This window comes from Arthrobacter sp. PL16 (assembly GCF_035985055.1).
GTDB classification, from domain to species: domain Bacteria; phylum Actinomycetota; class Actinomycetes; order Actinomycetales; family Micrococcaceae; genus Arthrobacter_D; species Arthrobacter_D cheniae.
Map to the genome: position 1 here is coordinate 210,814 of NZ_JAXCIC010000005.1, position 17,828 is coordinate 228,641.

The following is a 17,828-nucleotide window of genomic DNA, read 5'->3' on the forward strand; positions in this document are numbered from 1 at the left end:
CGCGTATGATTCGGCGAAACTACGGTAGTAGCGGAAAGGGCGCTTCCCGACGGCGGGCTGGGCCGACGTCGGGCTACGCGGGCGATGGGGATGAGCTATGACGCAGTACATGGACGCCGCGGGTCTGCACAGTGCAGGCGGCGTCGGCTCGAGGTTCGGTATGGGCGCGGGTGTCTTCCCGGACGAGCGCGTGCCGCGAGGCGTGTGGCCACTCGTCGGCCGTGATGCCGAGACGGACCGGGTGAAGGAAGTGCTCCTCGATCCGAACGTTTCGGGCGTACTGATCGTGGGTGCGGCGGGCCAGGGCAAAACAGCGGTTGCGCGACATGCCGTGAACACCCTGCCCGGGGAGGCGGAGGTCCTGTACATCCGGGGGTCGAGTATCGGAGCGGGCGTACCGTACAGCGCGCTGACCGTGCTGCTTGTCGATCTCGACGAACGGGTCGCGCGGCACCCCCTTGTGCTTCTCACGGCGCTTCAGGCACTGTTCGGCCGCATGCCCGGCGGCAGGCCCATCGTCGTCGTCGACAATGTGGAGGACCTGGACCCGCAATCGGCTGCCGTCCTCGCCCACCTCGCATCGGTCGAGTCGGTGCGGCTCGTGGTCATCACCGAGCAGCTACAGCGCACGCCCGAGCCCTTCGTCGAACTATGGCGGAACCAGGCACTCGAGCGGATCGACGTCGAACCCCTGACACTCGAGCAGACCCGGGATCTGGTGGAGAAGGTGCTGGGCGCTGCGGTCTCCCGCGCCCTGGTGGTCGCGCTGTGGACGGATAGCGGCGGGAAGGCCGGCAATCTCCGGGCGATGATCCCGCTGGCACGTGATTCGGGCCAGGCGGAATATCGGGAGGGGATCTGGACGCAGCGCTGGTTGCCGCCGGAGGGCGATGTCGCTGATTCCCGCATCGGCGCGAACAGCCTCGACGCCACGTCCGGTGAAGCACGGAAGACCATCGCCCTCCTGTGCATCCTCGGGACGTTGCCCCTGCCGATGCTCCTGCGCTACGTGCCCCAGGTGGAGGTCGACGGGCTGCAGCAGGACGGGCTCGTCCGGGTGCTGTGGAGCGACGGTCCCACCGTCAGCATCGACGACCCGGTCGCTGGAGCAGCATTCCGGGCAGCACTCGCCCGTGTACCGGAGCCGGCGGTCACCGAGGCACTCGACGAGATCGAGCGACACGAGGACCTGCCTCCCGCGTCCGACATCGTGCTCACCGCCTGGCTCATGCAGGCGGGTGCCCCCATCACCGGAACGCGCCTCCTGCGGTCGGCCAGGTACGCGAACCAGCTGGCGATTCCCCATCTGGTGCGCCCGTTCCTCGCCCACCTGAGCGGCTGGCAGGAACACCCCGACGCCGTCATCGAATACGCGCGCCTCGCCCTCGACCACTCCGAAGCGGACGTGGCCCGGTCCGCGATCGATACACTCCTGCAGGCCCCTGACCTCCAGCCGGCCGTGCGGGCAGCACTGCGCCTGGCAGGCGTGCGCGTCAGGATGCGGCAGCCGCCCGCCGAGGAGTGGCTGCCCACCGCGCTCGTCGACTGCGAGGCCGACTGTTCGGCCGTGCCAGGAGCAGACGGCGAGCACCTCAGGGCGGAGCTGATCCTCCTGCGCCTGGAGCTGAGCCTGCTCGACGGTCGCTACCTGGAGGTAGCCGATTCCTCGTCCAGCCTCCTCACCTCGACCCTCGACTATTCCTCCACCGCCATCAGGACGAAAGGCATGCTGATGCTCGCTCTCGCCGCGACGGGGCAGCACGAGCGCGCCGGTGTGCTGGGAGAGGTGCTTGCGCGCAGCCCCCACACCGCTTCCTCTCCGCGCGACCGGGCGGAGGCACACCGCAGTTCCGTGCTCTCCCTGGCCCTTGCCGGACAGCTCGACGAGGCGCTCGAGCGTCTCCACGACGTGTCCTCCTCGCATCGCGACGTCCAGGACGAGGCGTGGGCCGAAAGCATGGCGGGCCTGCTGCTGGCGGGCTCGGGTCGCAGCAGGGATGCGCTTCCCCTGCTGCTTCCTGCGATGGCCCAACTGAGGATGGACGACAGGTTCGGGCTGCTTCCCGCCACCGAGGCGGCCGCGGCGTACGCCTACGCACTCGACGGCCAGGACGAGGCGGCCCGAGCCTATCTCGACCTTGTCGCGCAGCCGGAGCGGTACCGCGGCTGGGTCTCCCGGCACACCACCGACTACTTCACCGTGCTCACCGCGTCCCTGCTGGATGAATCCGGCGGGGCTCAGGTGATGCTGCGCGCAGCGGACCGCGAGCTCGCCCGCGGTAACAAGGGCATCGAGCTCGTCCTCCTCACCCAGGCGGTGCGCCTCGGAGAACACTCCGCTGCTCATCGGCTGTCGGTGCGGTCCAGCGAACTCGGCAGTCCGCTGGCGAGATCGAGCCTGCTCCTGAGCAAGGGAATCCTCGCGCAGGATCCAGCGCTCCTGCTGGAAGCCGCCGAAGCGGCCCTGACCATCGGTCATCATGATCTGGCGGGTTCCTCGGCACTCCTCGCCGTCGAGTTGCGGGCGCGCGACGACGACCCCCTCATCTTCGTCCGCGCGGAACAGATCCTGCGGCAGACCTCGGTCGAGAGGCGACGGTCACTCACCCGCCAGGCCCTGACGGAGCGCGAACGCGCTGTGGCCAGGATGGTTGCCCGAGGCGCGTCCAACAAGGACATAGCTGCGGCCGAGCACTGGTCCATCCGCACTGCCGAGGGGTACGTGCACCGGGCGATGTCCAAGCTGGGCGTGCACAACCGCAAGCAACTGCGCTCCGTGTTCGCGAAGCGATGATGGCCGATATCGAAGCGGTCCCGGCCCTCTTCGGCCGGTCGATCCTCGTCCGCGCCGTCGCCGCAGAGCTGATGTCCCCGGAGTCGGTGGGCGTGATCCTCGTCGGAGAAGCCGGCATCGGCAAGACCGCCATCGCACGCCAGGTGTCGGACGAGCTGCGGAACACCGTCAGGGTCATCCCGGTGAGGGGCGGCGCCGGCCTTCGATCCATCCCGTACGGTGCCCTGTCCCGTTATCTCGTGGGGCTCTCCCTGGCGGACGTGGATTCTCCCGCGGTCATCCTTCGGCACTTCATGAAGCACCTCAGCCGGGAGCTGAGGAGCCAGGTGCCGCCCGTCATCCTGATCGATGACGCCCACAACCTCGACAACGAGTCCTGCCTGCTCATCATGCAGCTGGCAACCGCCCGGAAAGTGAAGGTCCTGGCGACTGCGCGGCAGGCTCCGGGCCCCTCCGGCGAGTTCGAGCGCGCCGCGAAGGACGGGCTGCTGTCACAGCACCTGATCGAGCCCCTCGCGCTCGCCGACGTCCACGAGTTGTGCGAACGCTTGCTGGGTGGTCCCGTGCTCACCGGCACGGCGCGCCTCCTCGCCGCGAAGACGCGCGGGAACCCGCTCCTCCTGACCATGCTCGTGGATCAGGGCAGGGCGCAGGGATACCTCGTCGAGGTGAACGGCGTGTGGCGTGCACGCGGACCCCGCCCCGCGATCGACGCCCCGCTGGCCGACCTGCTGATGCATGACCTGGGAGAGCGGAGCGACGACGAACTCGCGGTCCTCGAAGCCATGGCCGTCTCGGGGCCGGTACGGATTGCCTCCCTTGAGGCGGACGTGGACTGGAGTGTCCTGGCGCAGCTCGTCCAGGAGCAGCTCATCGAGGTCGATCCCTCGAGCGAGCAAGTGGTCTCCCTGAAGCATCCCCTGCACGGCGAGGCCCTCCGCGGCAGCATTCCCCCCGCCCGTGCCCTCGACCTGGCGCAGAGGGCGCTCGTCCCGATGCCTGAATCACCGAGTACTCCGGAAGAACTCACCAGCTTCGTCACCGCCGCCCTCAGGGCATCCTCATTCGTGGAGGATGCGGTGCTGCGCCGGGCAGCCAGGGTGGGAAACCGGCTCCACGACCCGGCTTTCGCGCTGAAGGTACTCGACGCTGTCCGGGAACCGGTGCCAACGCCCTCCTATCTGCTCGAGGCGGCGTGGGCGCAGTGGAACGACCGGAACTTCGCGCTTGCCCGGGTGCTCGTCGACGAGTCGCTCCAGGGGGCCACGGATCCGGGTGTCGTGCGGGACGGAATAGTCCTCTCCCTCCACCTTCACCTCCGGGAGGGGGAGGACGCCGGCGCGCTGCACGACGACGTCGAACGGTGGGCCGACCTGCTCATCGCGGTCGGCAACGAGGACGGCATCGACCCGCTGGTGCGGAGCGCCGCCCTCAGTGAAGTCCGCCTGCTCCGGGTGTCCATCGAGATCATGCGCGGGAACCTGCATGGCACGCCGGACCTGGAGAAGATGCCGGTCGGGCCCGGTCTCCCGGCCGAGGTGAAGCTGGCCCACCTCGGCCTGCTCGCCCATGCCCTGGTCGGGACGGGCAGGCCGCAGGCGGCGTCGCTTGCCCTGGAGGGGGCGCACACCCTTCTCGAGGAGAACCTCGAGCCGCTCCTGACCTACCGTGACTCGGTGGCCGGAGAGCACCTCATGGCGCTCGTGTGCAGCGGCTCCTGGGACAGGGCGCGGGACCTCTTCCACACCACGTACCCGACGGACACCGACAGCGGTTTCCTCCTCAGCGGCTGGCTCGATCTCATCGAGGGAAGCATGAGCCTGCGCGCGGGCAGCTACCTCGATGCCCGGCGGCGCCTCGTCCTGGCCGTCGAGGCCTTCCGGGACATCGATGGCTCGCACATCATCGAGTGGTTGTCCGGACTCGCGGCCTACGCCTGCGCGCGGGCAGGTGATACACCGGGTGCCAGGGCCCTGATCGAGGCGCACACGACACAGCGAGGGCAGTCCGACGCCGTCGCCCACCTGATGGGTGACGCCTACGTCGCGGCGGCGCTCGGGCACCTGCAGGAGCAGGACGCCGTGTCCCGCCTCCGCTGGATCGCGCTGCGCGCGGAGAAGAGCCATTCACTGCTGGTGGCGGCGACAGCGCTGGACCATGCCGTGGTCCTGGGGGACCGGACGGCACTCGAGCCCCTCGCCGCGGTGACCCGGTCATTCGACGGTGAGGAGGGGACCTCCCTGCACCGTTTCGCCGCAGCAGCAGCGGGCGGGGACCGCCAGGCGCTCATCGTCGAGAGCGAAGCTGCCCGCAGGAGCGGCTACCTTCCCCTCGCCATCCGGTGCCTGGAGGAAGCCACGTTGATCGGGCCTCCGTCCGGCGCGGCGTCACGAAGCATGGACCGGCAACTGTCGGCACTGCGTGCCGAACTCAGGATGGCACCGGGTGCCGGCGCTGTCCCGCTGGCACACGGGGCACGGTTGACCCAGGGGGAACAGGTGATCATGAAGCTGGTTGCCGCAGGGCATTCCAACCGGGAGATAGCGGAGATCCGGGCTATCTCGCCGCGGACCGTCGAAGGACACCTGTACCGCATCTTCGCGAAGCTCGGGATCACCAGGCGCGAGGTCCTGCAGCAGCCGCCCGCAACCCCGTGACGTAGCCTGCCTCCGGTCACCCGGCCGCCGATCACGCGCGGGGTGACCGGAGCGAAGGGTGCTAACCCTGTCCTTTCTTAGGCTTCACTGGGATGCCTCCCGGAGCCGGCAGTGGCAGGATTACATCAGAGAATCCTTGCGTAATTGCCGCAGGGGCATCGACCGATCCGAGGAGCTTCCGTGCCCGTCGTTGAAACGCCCGTCACGCTGACCCCGTCCGATGCGGGAACGTCCTACGCCGCGATGACCGACGCCGAGGTGCACCGCATCCGCAACGACTTCCCGATCCTCGGCACCGAGGTCAACGGCAAGCCGCTCGTGTACCTCGATTCCGGGGCCACCTCGCAGAACCCGGTGAGCGTCCTGGAGGCGGAGCAGGAGTTCTACGAGCAGCGCAACGCAGCGGTGCATCGTGGTGCCCATACGCTCGCCGTCGACGCCACCGATGCCTACGAGGATGCGCGCTCGGCCGTCGCCCGCTTCATCGGAGCACGCACCGACGAGCTCGTCTGGACGTCCAACGCCACCGAGGGGATCAACCTGGTGGCCTATGCGATGTCCAACGCGGCCGCGGGGCGCGGGGGAGAAGCCGCACGCCGGTTCGCCGTGGGGCCGGGCGACAGCATCGTGGTGACGGAGATGGAGCACCACGCCAACCTCATACCGTGGCAGGAGCTCGCGGCCCGCACGGGTGCCGAACTCCGTTTCATCCCGGTCGACGACGACGGCGCACTGCGCCTCGAGGATGCCGCCTCCGTCATCACGGGGTCTACGAGGATCGTCGCGTTCTCCCATGCCTCGAACGTCCTCGGCACCATCAACCCCGTGCGCGAACTCGTGCAGCTCGCGCAGGCGGTCGGCGCACTGACGCTCCTCGACGCCTGCCAGTCGGTGCCGCACCTGCCCGTCGATGTGAAGGCCCTCGACGTCGACTTCCTCGTGTTCTCCGGTCACAAGATGCTCGGCCCCACCGGCATCGGTGCGCTGTACGGACGCGCGGAACTCCTCAATGCCATGCCACCCTTCCTGACGGGCGGGTCCATGATCACCACGGTGACCATGCAGGGGGCGGAGTACCTGCCGTCCCCGAACCGCTTCGAAGCCGGGACGCAGCGTATCTCGCAGGCCGTCGCGCTGGGTGCTGCGGCGAACTACCTCACAGAGACCGGCATGCAGCGCATCGAGGAATGGGAGACGGTCCTGGGCGCCCGGCTCGTCGAGGGGCTCACCGCCATCGACGGGATCCGCGTCCTCGGGCCGGCTGCCGGGCTGCCGCGCATCGGTCTAGCGGCCTTCGACGTCGACGGCGTGCACGCGCACGACGTCGGGCAGTTCCTCGACGACAAGGGAATCGCCGTCCGGGTGGGACACCACTGCGCGCAGCCACTGCACCGGCGCCTCGGCCTCACCGCCACCACCCGCGCCAGCACCTACCTCTACACCACGACGGACGAGGTGGACACCTTCCTGAGGGCCGTCGCCGGAGTCCGTCCCTTCTTTGGAGCACACTAGATGAACACCGGCCTCGAGCAGCTGTACCAGCAGATCATCCTCGACCATTCGAAGGCGCGGCACGGGTCACCGCTGGCGGAGTACGACGGCGAGGGCCGGATCGGCGAGTCGCACCAGCTCAACCCCGTCTGCGGGGACGAGATCACGCTGCGGGCGGCCGTGGCCGACGGCAGCGTGGTCGCAGTGACCTGGGACGGTGCCGGGTGCGCCATCTCGATGGCGTCGGCGTCCGTCCTGACCGACCTGGTGCAGGGCCTGCCGCGCGACGAGGTGATCTCCCTGGTCGATTCCTTCCGCGAGGTGATGCGCTCCCGCGGCAGGATCGAGGCCGACGAGGAGGTGCTCGGCGACGCCGCCGCGTTCTCCGGGGTCTCCCGGTACCCGGCCAGGGTCAAGTGCGCCATGCTGGCCTGGGTAGCGCTCGAGGAATCGCTGCTGGCCGCCAACGGGTAGCGCCAGGGTACGGACGCCGCGCCCGCCGCGATCAGCGCCGCGATCAGCGCGCCCCGCGATCAGCCCGGCGGCTGCGGGATGAGGATGGTGAAGCGGGTGCCCTTGCCGGGCTCGCTCACCACGGAGATCCAGCCGCCGTGCTCGCTGACGATGCTCTTGGTGATGAGCAGCCCCAGGCCGACGCCGGGCACCGACGACGTGCGGACGGACGACGACCGGAAGAAGCGGTCGAACACCTGGTGCAGCTCCTCCGCCTCGATGCCGATCCCCGTGTCCTCCACCTCGATCGTCAGGCCGTCGTCGCCCAGCCATGCGTCGAGGGTGATGTCGCCGCCGCGCCTGTTGTACTTCACGGCGTTGGTGAGCAGATTGTCGACGGCCTGGGCGAGCCGGACGGGATCCGCGATCGCGTGCAGGGTCGTCGGCGCCCGGTTCACCAGCACGAGGCCGGCGCGTGCCGCCCTGACATCGCTCGACGACGCCGCCTCCGAGAGGATGCGGCCCACATCGGTCGCGACCGGATTCACCTCGAAGGAGCCCGCGTTGATGGCGAGCAGGTCCTCGACGAGTTGTTCCAGGCGCAGGGCGTTGCGCCGGGCCACCTCGATGTAGCCGACGGCGCCGTCGGGAAGGCTGTCGCCCAGTTCCAGCGTCAGTTCCAGGTAGCCGAGGATGGAGGTCAGGGGCGTACGGAACTCGTGCGAGACGTTGGATACGAAGTCGTCCTTCGCCTCGAGGGCAAGCAGCAGTTCCGTGATGTCGTTGAAGGACACGACCGTCCCGGCGAAGGCGTCGTCGTCGTCGTGCATGGAGCGGGAGGAGATGCTGAAGGCGCGCTGGGCGCGTCCCGCTCCCGCCCACAGCTGTTCGCCCTCGATGTCCTCGCCCTTGATGGCGCGCCCGACGGGACGCATGTCGGCCGGTATGGCCGTGATCCTGTCCGCGCCGAAGAGCAGCAGTTCGCTCTCCTCCGGATCGTCGTTGTCCGGAGGCGCGGCTGCGGCGTGGCCTTCGCGCTGCTGTGCGTTCATGAGGATGTCGTTGCCATCCCTGTCCACGGCGAGAAGTCCCACGTTGACCGTATCCAGCACGGTGCTGAGCAGCCGTTCGCGACTGCGGCCCGCTTCGATGCTGTCCCGCAGGGCCGCCTCCGAGGCCCTGAGGGCCGCCTGGCGCCGGCGGTTGTCCTTGGTGAGGGCGCTGACGAACCAGGCCAGACCCGTCAGCATGATGGGCAGGAGGATCGGGTCGATCAGGGCATCGAGGGTCATCGGCCTGGTCCCGATCACGAAGGGGAGCCAGATGATCGCCAGGGACGCCAGGAAGGCGACGGTGATGGCCGTGAGGGTCCGCACCCTGGACGCGGCGATCCACACGGTCGGGAGGGCTGCCAGGAGTCCGACGCCGGCGAGTGTCTCCCCGGCCGCCGCGCGCGAGAGGGCTACGGCGACGAAGTCCACGAGGGGGACCAGGATGACCCAGCGGCTCGGGATGCGGGACCACGGAAGGATGCAGCACAGCGCGAACACGGCGAAGTGCAGCAGCCAGCCGGAGACGAAGACCGGCACGGAGTCGAGGGACTCCCTCTGGAGGAGCCCGAGGACGATCGTGAGGGTGAACGTGATGGTGAGCGCCAGTTCGCTCAGGATGATCCGACGCCGGTTGCGCTGCCGTCGCGAGGCCGGCCTCGCTCCCGCAAGACCTACATCTTCCGGCACGTGCCCCTGATACCCCATGGATTGGATCCTAGTTGCCCCGGTTCCCGGCGGCACCAACGGCGCTCCGGCACCCGACCTGCGGCATCGGTCGTCCTGTCGCTCGTGGCACGACGGTCCAGTCAGAGAGGGACGGGGTCACGACGCGAACGAGCTCGGGACCTCAGGCGATCAGGGCGCGCACGCCGATGACGGCGGTCGCGGCTCCGAGGATCATCGACGTCGAGATCAGCATGATGTGCACGGTCAGGAACCGCGTCGCCGCACCCTTCTCGTCCCGGGCGCGCGGATCCTTCAGGATGCGCCGCAGGAAGGGCGGCCAGACGATCAGGGTCCAGACGCCGGCGAGGATCAGGATGAGGGCGAGGGGTGTGGGGAGTTGCACGGTGCGCGTCTTTCGGGTGGGTGGTGCGAGGTTGCGGAAGGAAGCGGAGGGGTCAGTGGCTCTCGAGCCAGGTCCGCGCCTCGGCGGCCTGCACGTTGAGGGCCTTGCCGATCATCGGCTCGGCCGCGCCGGCGATCTTGCTTCCGAGGAACGGGATGGATGAGGAGACGTTGCCCTGGAGGTCGACGACGGTGTCGGTGCCCTGGGCGATCAGGCGCTGGACCGCCGCTACGGTGAGCGGCACACCGGCTACCGTCATCTGGAGCGTCGCCTCCCGGGAACCGTCCGCCGTCGGCGCCGACCACTGCTCCGTCTGCGTGACGGAGAGGGTCTCGCCGACGAACTTGCGGGCCATGTCGGGGAGCCGGCCGGTCGGCATGGTGCGGACCGCCGTCAGGGTGAAGGCCCCGCCGGTGTCGCCGTCGACCGTCAGGGACTCGAGGGTGCCGCCAACGTGCTCGCTCATGTGGCGGACGAAGCCCTCGTCGGTGAAGACACCGAGCACGGTTGCGGGGTCGTAGGGGAGCGTGGTGGACGCGTTCAGTGCCATGGTTCCTCCGGGAGGTCGGTCGGGTGCCGCTGGGCGGGGCGGCGGGGTTCTCCCGGCAATCCTACGGCCTGGCACCTGCCGGGCTGCGGCTCGTGGAGGCGGGCTGAAAAGCGTCATGGCCGCTTGATACTCTGGTGGAACTCCCGGGAACGATTCGTCTTTCCGGGCTTTTGTGCTGTCTCAGCTCCATTGCACGCGCGTCGAGGAAGGCGCGCGGGACAACGGATCGGAGACGGAGGAACCCACGCCTGAGGAGCCCCTGACAGATGAGCCTGAACGGATTGCGCACCGCGCTGGCCGAGGACGCGTCCTACGCGCGCGTGCGCACCAACGCCTCGCGCCCTGTCGAGCAGCGCAGCGCGGACCTGCAGATCGGAGCGCCCACGGGCATGCGCGCGCCCCTGATCGCCGAGATGGTGGAGGGCCTCGCAGCAGCGGCGGACACGCCCGACGGCGGGAGCGCCGCCGGCCCGGTGGTCCTCGCCGTCACCGCGACCGGACGGGAGGCCGAGGACCTCGTCTCGGCACTGCACAGCTATCTGCCCGCTAGCGCGATCGAGGAGTTCCCCAGCTGGGAGACCCTGCCGCACGAGCGCCTGTCGCCGCGCTCCGACACCGTCGGGCGCCGGCTGTCGGTCCTCCGCAGGCTGGCCCACCCCGAGGGTGATCCGATCAAGGTCATCGTCGCCCCCATCCGGGCCGTCGTGCAGCCGCTGGTCGCGGGCCTCGGCGAACTGGAACCCGTCACCCTCAGGGTGGGCGACGAGATTGCCTTCTCCGACGTCGTGAAGGCACTGTCCGAGGCCGCCTATGCGCGGGTCGACATGGTGACGCACCGCGGTGAGTTCGCCGTCCGCGGCGGCATCATCGACGTTTTTCCGCCCACGGAGGACCATCCGGTCCGCGTCGACTTCTTCGGTGACGAGGTGGACCAGATGCGGTGGTTCGCCGTCGCCGATCAGCGCTCGCTGACCACGGGGGAGCCGCCGTCGGCGCTGTACGCACCGCCGTGCCGGGAGATCCTGATCACGCCGTCGGTGATGTCCCGTGCGGCGAGGCTGCAGTCCGAGTTGCCGGCCGCCGCCGCCATGCTCGAGAAGATCGCCGGCGGCATCGCCGTCGAGGGCATGGAGTCGCTGGCTCCCGTGCTGGTCGACGCCATGGTGCCGTTCGCCGGCGAGCTGCCCCCGGGGTCGATCGCGGTCGTGATCGAACCCGAGAAGGTCCGCGCCCGTGCCCACGACCTCGCTGCGACCAACGAGGAGTTCCTGGCTGCGGCATGGTCGACGGCGTCCCAGGGCGGTGCCGCACCGCTGGACCTGAGCGGGAGCCTCGGGACGGACCTGCAGGAGGCCAGCTTCAGGTCACTGACCGACACGCGGTCGACGGCCCTCGCCAACTCCGTCGCGTGGTGGAGCATCACGTCCTTCGGCGCGGACGAGGAACTGGCCGACATCGACAGCTTCACGCTGCACGCGCGCGAGCCTCGCGGCTACCAGGGCGACGTCGCCGAGATGATGGACTTCATCGGCGGGCGTGTCCGTGACCAGTGGCGCGTCGTCGTCGCGACCGAGGGGCCCGGTCCGGCGCAGCGCCTTGCCGAGCTCTTCCACGACAACGACATCCCGACGAGCCGCGTCGATTCGCTCGACGCTCCGCCCCAGCCCGGGATCATCGAGATCACGACGGCGTGTGCCGGACGCGGGTTCGTGGTGGAGGGGCTCAAGATCGGCCTCCTGACCGAGGCGGACCTGCTCGGACGCACCAGTGCCTCGGGTACCCGCGACATGCGCAAGATGCCTTCGCGCCGCAGGAACGCCGTTGATCCGCTGCAGCTCAAGGACGGCGATTTCGTGGTCCACGAGCAGCACGGGGTGGCGAGGTTCGTCGAACTGATGCAGCGCTCCACGGGCGCGGGACCCACCCGCACCACGCGCGAGTACCTGGTCCTCGAGTACGCGCCGTCCAAGCGCGGCGCTCCTGGCGACCGGCTCTTCGTGCCCACGGACCAGCTCGACCAGGTGACGCGCTACGTCGGCGGTGACGCCCCTGCCCTCAGCAAGATGGGTGGATCGGACTGGAGCAAGACCAAGAACCAGGCGCGCAAGGCGGTCAAGGAGATCGCCGGCGAGCTCATCCGCCTCTACTCGGCGCGCATGGCGTCGCGCGGCCACGCCTTCGGCCCCGACACGCCCTGGCAGCGCGAGCTGGAAGAGGCCTTCCCGTACGTCGAGACACCCGACCAGCTGACCACCATCAACGAGGTCAAGGCCGATATGGAGCGCGAGGTGCCGATGGACCGCCTCGTCTCGGGCGACGTCGGCTACGGCAAGACGGAGATCGCGGTGCGCGCGGCCTTCAAGGCTGTGCAGGACGGCAAGCAGGTGGCCGTGCTGGTGCCGACCACGCTCCTGGTGCAGCAGCACTTCGAGACGTTCTCCGAGCGCTTCTCCGGATTCCCCGTGCGGGTGCGTCCCATGTCACGCTTCCAGACCGCCAAGGAGTCGCGCGAGACGGCGGAGGGACTGGCTTCGGGCGCGGTCGACGTCGTCATCGGCACCCACCGGCTCCTGTCGAAGGAGATCGCGTTCAAGGACCTCGGCCTCGTGATCGTGGACGAGGAACAGCGGTTCGGAGTGGAGCACAAGGAGGCGCTCAAGAAGATGCGCACAAACGTGGACGTCCTCGCGATGAGCGCGACGCCGATCCCGCGCACGCTCGAGATGTCGCTCACGGGTATCCGTGAGACGTCCACGCTGGCGACGCCTCCCGAGGAGCGCCACCCCGTGCTCACCTACGTGGGTCCCTACACCGACAAGCAGGCGTCCGCCGCGATCCGCCGCGAGCTGATGCGCGAGGGCCAGGTGTTCTTCGTGCACAACCGCGTGTCCTCGATCGACCGCACCGCCGCGCACCTCAAGGAGCTCGTGCCCGAGGCCCGCATCGCGGTCGCCCATGGACAGATGACGGAGTCGCGCCTCGAACAGATCATCGTCGACTTCTGGGAGAAGAGGTTCGACGTCCTGGTCTGCACGACGATCATCGAGACGGGCCTGGACATCTCCAATGCCAACACGCTGATCGTGGACCGCGCCGACTCCTACGGACTGTCCCAGCTGCACCAGCTGCGCGGACGCGTGGGCCGTGGCCGCGAGCGCGCCTATGCCTACTTCCTGTACCCGTCGGAGAAGCCCCTCGGCGAGGTGGCCCTCGAACGCCTCAAGGCGGTCGCCTCGCACAACGAGCTGGGCGCGGGCATGCAGCTGGCCCTGAAGGACCTCGAGATCCGCGGGGCGGGCAACATGCTGGGCGGCGAGCAGTCGGGCCATATCCAGGGCGTCGGGTTCGACCTCTACATCCGTCTGGTCGGTGAGGCCGTCGCCAGCTTCCGCGGCGAGGCGGAGGAGAAGGTAGCCGACATGAAGATCGAACTGCCGGTCAACGCCCACCTGCCGCACGACTACGTGCCGGGCGAGAGGCTTCGCCTCGAGGCGTACCGGAAGCTCGCCTCGGCGGTCACCGACGAGGCGATCGACGCCGTCGTCGCAGAGCTGAAGGACCGCTACGGTGAGCCTCCCGCCGCCGTGGACAACCTGATCTCCGTCGCCCGTTTCCGGGTCGCGGCCAGGGCGCTCGGCCTGACGGACGTCGCACTGCAGGGCAACTTCATCAAGTTCGCTCCGGCCGAGCTGCCGGAGTCCAGGCACATGCGGCTCACCCGCATGTACCCGGGAGCCACCGTCAAGCCGGCACTGAACGCCGTGCTCGTGCCCAAGCCGAAGACGGCGCGGATCGGCGGCCGTGACCTCGTCGACGCGGAGATCCTCGACTGGGCGAAGAACGTGCTGGAATCGGTGTTCACGCCCTGAGGATCCGGGCTGTACGCGAAAAGGCCGTCCCCGAGGGGACGGCCTTTTTCGTGTGCTTTGAAGCAGCGCGCCGGTGGCGGCGGTTCGGAGATCAGGAGCTGACGCCCGCTGACGTTTCCTTCTCGTCGGTCCTGTTGCCCTCGGCCAGGTTGTAGCCCGAGTCCGCGCGCCCGAGGATGCCCTGCGGGATGAAGAAGGCGAGGAAGGACAGCACCACGATGGCGCCCATGGGCCAGATGTCCTGCGGAGTGAACCAGGTCAGCAGGTAGATGCCGAGCAGGAACATGCCGAACATGATCACGAACACCAGGATGTTCCCGACGAGGTGGCCGCTACCCGCATGCGCTGGTTGGCGTTCCGCAGACGTGCTCCCGCGCTCAGCACCGGCTTCGTATGACATCAGATCTCCTTGCGTTCATCCTGGAACTGCCCTGGCTGGTGCGCCGTCAGTACCCTGCGGCGCCTTGCTCTCCCTTAACGATAGCGACTCCGGAGCTCGCTCCGATACGTGTTGCTCCGGCGCCGATCATCGCACGGGCGTCCTCGAGTGAGCGGACACCGCCGGAGGCCTTGACGCCGAGGTCGGGGCCGACCGTTTTCCGCATCAGGGCGACGTCCTGGACGGTCGCTCCGCCACCGTTGAAGCCGGTGGAGGTCTTGACGAAGTCGGCTCCTGCCTCGACGGCGGCCTCACACGCAAGCACTTTCTGCTCATCGGTGAGCAGGAAGGTCTCGATGATGACCTTCAGGATGGCCCCGTGCTCGTGCACGGCGTCGGCCACGGCCAGGATGTCCCGCACGAGCAGGTCCCGGTCGCCGGCCCGAGCGGCTGCGATGTTGATGACCATGTCGATCTCGTCGGCGCCGTCGGCAACGGCGCCGCGGGCCTCGACGACCTTGACCTCGGTGGTGCTGGCGCCCAGGGGGAACCCGATGACCGAGCACGTCAGGACCCCGGTGTCCTTCACTGCCGTGCGGACCGTGCTGACCCAGACGGGGTTGACGCAGACGGACTTGAACTTGTACTCGACGGCCTCACGGCACGCCGTGAGGATCTGCTCACGGCCGGCTTCGGGCTTGAGGAGTGTGTGGTCGATGAAGGAGGCGAGGGAGACGTCGGTAGACATGCCGTCCATCCTTCCACGTCGGCACGGCTCCCTTCCACGTCGGCACGGCTCCTGCGGAGGGTCAGAGCCCGAGTGCCTCGCCGACGTCGCGCCTCACGGCTTCGAGGCGGGCTCGCGCCGCGTCCTTGGCGGCATCGAGCTCTGCAGCGGACCCGACGGGTTCCACGACTTCGAGGTAGCACTTGAGCTTCGGTTCGGTACCGCTCGGCCGGATGATCACGCGTGTCTCGTCGTGCGTCAGGTAGAGGAGTCCGTCGGTGGGGGGCAGGTGCGCCGAGCCCTCCGCGAGGTCCTCGGCGATGCTCACGGGGGAGCCTGCGAAGGACGACGGCGGGTTCTCGCGGAGCCGGTTCATCATCGCGCCGAGCAGCCCGAGGCTGCCGACGCGCACGGACAGCTGGTCCGACGCGTGCAGGCCGTGGACGAGGAAGGCGTCGTCGAGCAGGTCGAAGAGCGTGCGTCCGCCGGCCTTGGTGGCGGCCGCGAGTTCGGCCAGCAGGAGCCCGGCGGAGATACCGTCCTTGTCGCGCACGAGCCCGGGCGCGACGCAGTATCCCAGGGCCTCCTCGTAGCCGAAGGAGAGGTCATGGACCCGGGCTATCCACTTGAAGCCGGTGAGTGTCTGGGTGTGGTCGATACCCGAAACGGCGGCGATGCGGCCGAGGAGACGCGAGGACACGATCGAGTTGGCGAAGACGTCGCGGCCGGCTGCGACGCCGTCCGCCGCGCCCTCCCTGTCCGCCGAACCGAGGCGGGTCGCGAGGTGCAGGCCGAGCAGCGTGCCCACCTCGTCGCCACGCAGCATGCGCCATTCGCCGGACGAGGGCTCGCGCGCAGCCAGTGCCACCCGATCGGCGTCGGGATCATTGGCGATCACGAGATCGGCGCCGACGTCCGCCGCGGTCTCGAGCGCGAGGTCCAGTGCGCCCGGTTCCTCCGGGTTGGGGAAGGCGACGGTGGGAAAATCGGGGTCCGGCTCCGCCTGGCGCTCGACGATCGTGACGTCGTCGAACCCTGCGGCCGAGAACACCGCGAGGGCCGTGCGCCCGCCCACCCCGTGCAGGGGAGTGAGGACGATACGGAGGTCGCGGGCCGTTCCGGCGGGATCGGCGAGGGCGGAGACCGCATCCACATAATCGGACTCGATGGTTTCCGGAAGGATCGTCCAGCCGGCGGATGCGAGGTCGATGGTACCGACGGCGGCGATGTGGGCGGCGATCCCGGCGTCGTGAGGTGCCACGATCTGGACGCCGCGCGCGTCCTCCTCGACGGCCCGTCCGCCGAGGTACACCTTGTAGCCGTTGTCCTGCGGCGGGTTGTGGCTCGCGGTGACCATGATGCCGACCTCGCAGTCCAGCGCGCGGACGGCGTAGGCGAGCAGGGGCGTGGGTAGTTCACGCGGCATGAGGAATGTCTCGATACCGGCGGCGGTGAAGATGGCGGCCGTCTCCTCGGCGAAGATGCGCGAGTTGTGGCGGGCGTCGAATCCGACGACCGCGCGGGGTGCGTATGCTCCGGCCGCGAGCTCGAGTGCGTGGGCTGCGACGCCTGCCGCTGCGCGGCGGACCACGACGCGGTTCATGCGGTTCGGGCCGGCGCCGAGGGCTGCGCGGAGCCCGGCCGTGCCGAACGCCAGCGGACCGGAGAAGCGGTCCTGCAGGTCCTGCTCCGAGACGGCCGCCGAGGCGTCGCCGTCCCGCACGTGACGGGTGAGCGCGCGGAGTTCCTCCGTCGTGTGCGGATCCGGGTCGGCTGCGGCCCAGGCGTCGGCGGTGGCGAGGAGGGTGTCCAGTTCCGAGGTGGTCATGCGAATCCCTAAGGGTGGATCGTCGACGGCGGTCCGGCGGGCGCCGGTCGTGCTGCGGTGGCTCCGGCTGCGGGATGCGGGCGGGACCGGGGGGGGGGGGGGGGGGCTAGATGGTTGCGACGATGTCGGCCAGGAGGCGGGAAATGCGCGGCCCCGCTGCGTGACCTGCCTCGAGGACCTCGGTGTGGCTGAGGGGGACGGGGCTGATGCCTGCCGCGAGATTGGTGACCAGGGAGATGCCGAAGACCTCCATGCCGGCATGCCGGGCCGCGATCGCCTCGAGCGCGGTGGACATGCCCACCAGGTCGGCGCCGATGCGCTTCGCGTACTGCACCTCCGCCGGGGTCTCGTAGTGCGGGCCCGTGAACTGCGCGTAGACGCCCTCCTCGAGCGTCGGATCGACCTGGCGGGCCAGGTCCCGGAGCCTCGAGGAGTAGAGGTCGGTGAGATCCACGAACGTCGCGCCCTCCAGCGGCGAGGACGCCGTCAGGTTGATGTGGTCGCTGATGAGCACCGGCGTCCCCGGCTGCCACTGCTCCTGCAGGCCGCCGCAGCCGTTGGTGAGGATCATCGTCGTCGCGCCCGCAGCCGCGGCGGTGCGGACGCCGTGCACGACGGCGCGGACGCCCTTGCCCTCGTAGAAGTGGGTGCGTGCCCCGAGCACCAGGGCGCGCTTGCCGTTCGGCGTGAGGATGGAGCGGATGGTGCCGGTGTGGCCGACGACGGCGGGGGCGGAGAAACCGGGGATGTCGGCGGCGTCGAGGGTGTGCGTGGTCTCGCCGATCAGCTCGGCGGCCTCACCCCAGCCGGAACCGAGGACGAGGGCGGTGTCATGCCGGTCCACACCGGTGGCACGGGCAATATGGCCGGCAGCGTCGCGGGCCAGGTCAAAGGGATCAGAAGTCACCGCTACAACTTACCCTTTGGGGAAAGAACCCGACCACCGTGCGGGTCCTCCG

General features: G+C 69.3%; 12 protein-coding genes. 5 read left to right on the top strand and 7 right to left on the bottom strand.

The features are described 5' to 3' along the window. Positions 1 to 97 precede the first annotated feature (97 nt). From RCH21_RS12015 to sufU, 4 genes are all read left to right on the top strand, one after another. The gene (locus tag RCH21_RS12015) at positions 98 to 2,794 is read left to right on the top strand and encodes a helix-turn-helix transcriptional regulator (RefSeq protein WP_326964556.1); all 2,697 of its coding nucleotides are present in this window, start codon (positions 98 to 100) and stop codon (positions 2,792 to 2,794) included. Continuing rightward, positions 2,794 to 5,451, top strand: coding sequence for a LuxR C-terminal-related transcriptional regulator (locus RCH21_RS12020; protein WP_326964557.1), 2,658 nt, complete (start codon positions 2,794 to 2,796; stop codon positions 5,449 to 5,451). The genes RCH21_RS12015 and RCH21_RS12020 overlap by 1 nt, the downstream gene beginning before the upstream one ends. A 180-nt stretch (positions 5,452 to 5,631) precedes the next feature. Continuing rightward, positions 5,632 to 6,963, top strand: a complete 1,332-nt coding sequence (locus RCH21_RS12025) for a cysteine desulfurase (RefSeq protein ID WP_442784706.1) — start codon at positions 5,632 to 5,634, stop codon at positions 6,961 to 6,963. Then, a complete protein-coding gene (gene sufU / locus RCH21_RS12030; protein WP_326964558.1) occupies positions 6,964 to 7,416 on the top strand; it encodes a Fe-S cluster assembly sulfur transfer protein SufU in 453 nt (150 codons plus the stop codon). A gap of 59 nt (positions 7,417 to 7,475) precedes the next feature. On the opposite strand, the gene RCH21_RS12035 is transcribed toward sufU, so the two are convergent. The 3 genes from RCH21_RS12035 to RCH21_RS12045 all read right to left on the bottom strand — a co-directional run bounded on the left by RCH21_RS12035 (position 7,476) and on the right by RCH21_RS12045 (position 10,066). Then, entirely contained in the window at positions 7,476 to 9,152 is a 1,677-nt protein-coding gene (locus RCH21_RS12035) for a sensor histidine kinase (protein ID WP_326964559.1), read from the bottom strand. Between the two features lie 142 nt (positions 9,153 to 9,294). Continuing rightward, positions 9,295 to 9,516 (bottom strand): SCO4848 family membrane protein, encoded by a 222-nt coding sequence (locus RCH21_RS12040; protein ID WP_120148237.1) that lies wholly within the window; start codon positions 9,514 to 9,516, stop codon positions 9,295 to 9,297. A gap of 52 nt (positions 9,517 to 9,568) precedes the next feature. Continuing rightward, positions 9,569 to 10,066, bottom strand: coding sequence for a DUF2505 domain-containing protein (locus RCH21_RS12045; RefSeq protein ID WP_326964560.1), 498 nt, complete (start codon positions 10,064 to 10,066; stop codon positions 9,569 to 9,571). Positions 10,067 to 10,332: 266 nt separating this feature from the next. Between RCH21_RS12045 and mfd the strand changes: the two genes are divergently transcribed. Further along, positions 10,333 to 13,935 (top strand): transcription-repair coupling factor, encoded by a 3,603-nt coding sequence (gene mfd, locus RCH21_RS12050; RefSeq protein WP_326964561.1) that lies wholly within the window; start codon positions 10,333 to 10,335, stop codon positions 13,933 to 13,935. A 91-nt stretch (positions 13,936 to 14,026) separates the two neighbouring features. Here the strand turns inward: mfd and RCH21_RS12055 are convergent, their stop codons facing one another. The 4 genes from RCH21_RS12055 to RCH21_RS12070 all read right to left on the bottom strand — a co-directional run bounded on the left by RCH21_RS12055 (position 14,027) and on the right by RCH21_RS12070 (position 17,776). Then, positions 14,027 to 14,335, bottom strand: a complete 309-nt coding sequence (locus tag RCH21_RS12055; RefSeq protein ID WP_120148234.1) for a hypothetical protein — start codon at positions 14,333 to 14,335, stop codon at positions 14,027 to 14,029. Positions 14,336 to 14,381: 46 nt separating this feature from the next. Then, entirely contained in the window at positions 14,382 to 15,062 is a 681-nt protein-coding gene (gene deoC, locus RCH21_RS12060; RefSeq protein WP_326964562.1) for a deoxyribose-phosphate aldolase, read from the bottom strand. A gap of 61 nt (positions 15,063 to 15,123) precedes the next feature. After that, entirely contained in the window at positions 15,124 to 16,869 is a 1,746-nt protein-coding gene (locus tag RCH21_RS12065; RefSeq protein WP_326964563.1) for a phospho-sugar mutase, read from the bottom strand. Between the two features lie 106 nt (positions 16,870 to 16,975). After that, positions 16,976 to 17,776 carry a purine-nucleoside phosphorylase gene (locus RCH21_RS12070; RefSeq protein WP_326964564.1) on the bottom strand — a complete coding sequence of 267 codons (801 nt, stop codon included), beginning with the start codon at positions 17,774 to 17,776 and terminating at the stop codon, positions 16,976 to 16,978. Positions 17,777 to 17,828 lie beyond the last annotated feature (52 nt).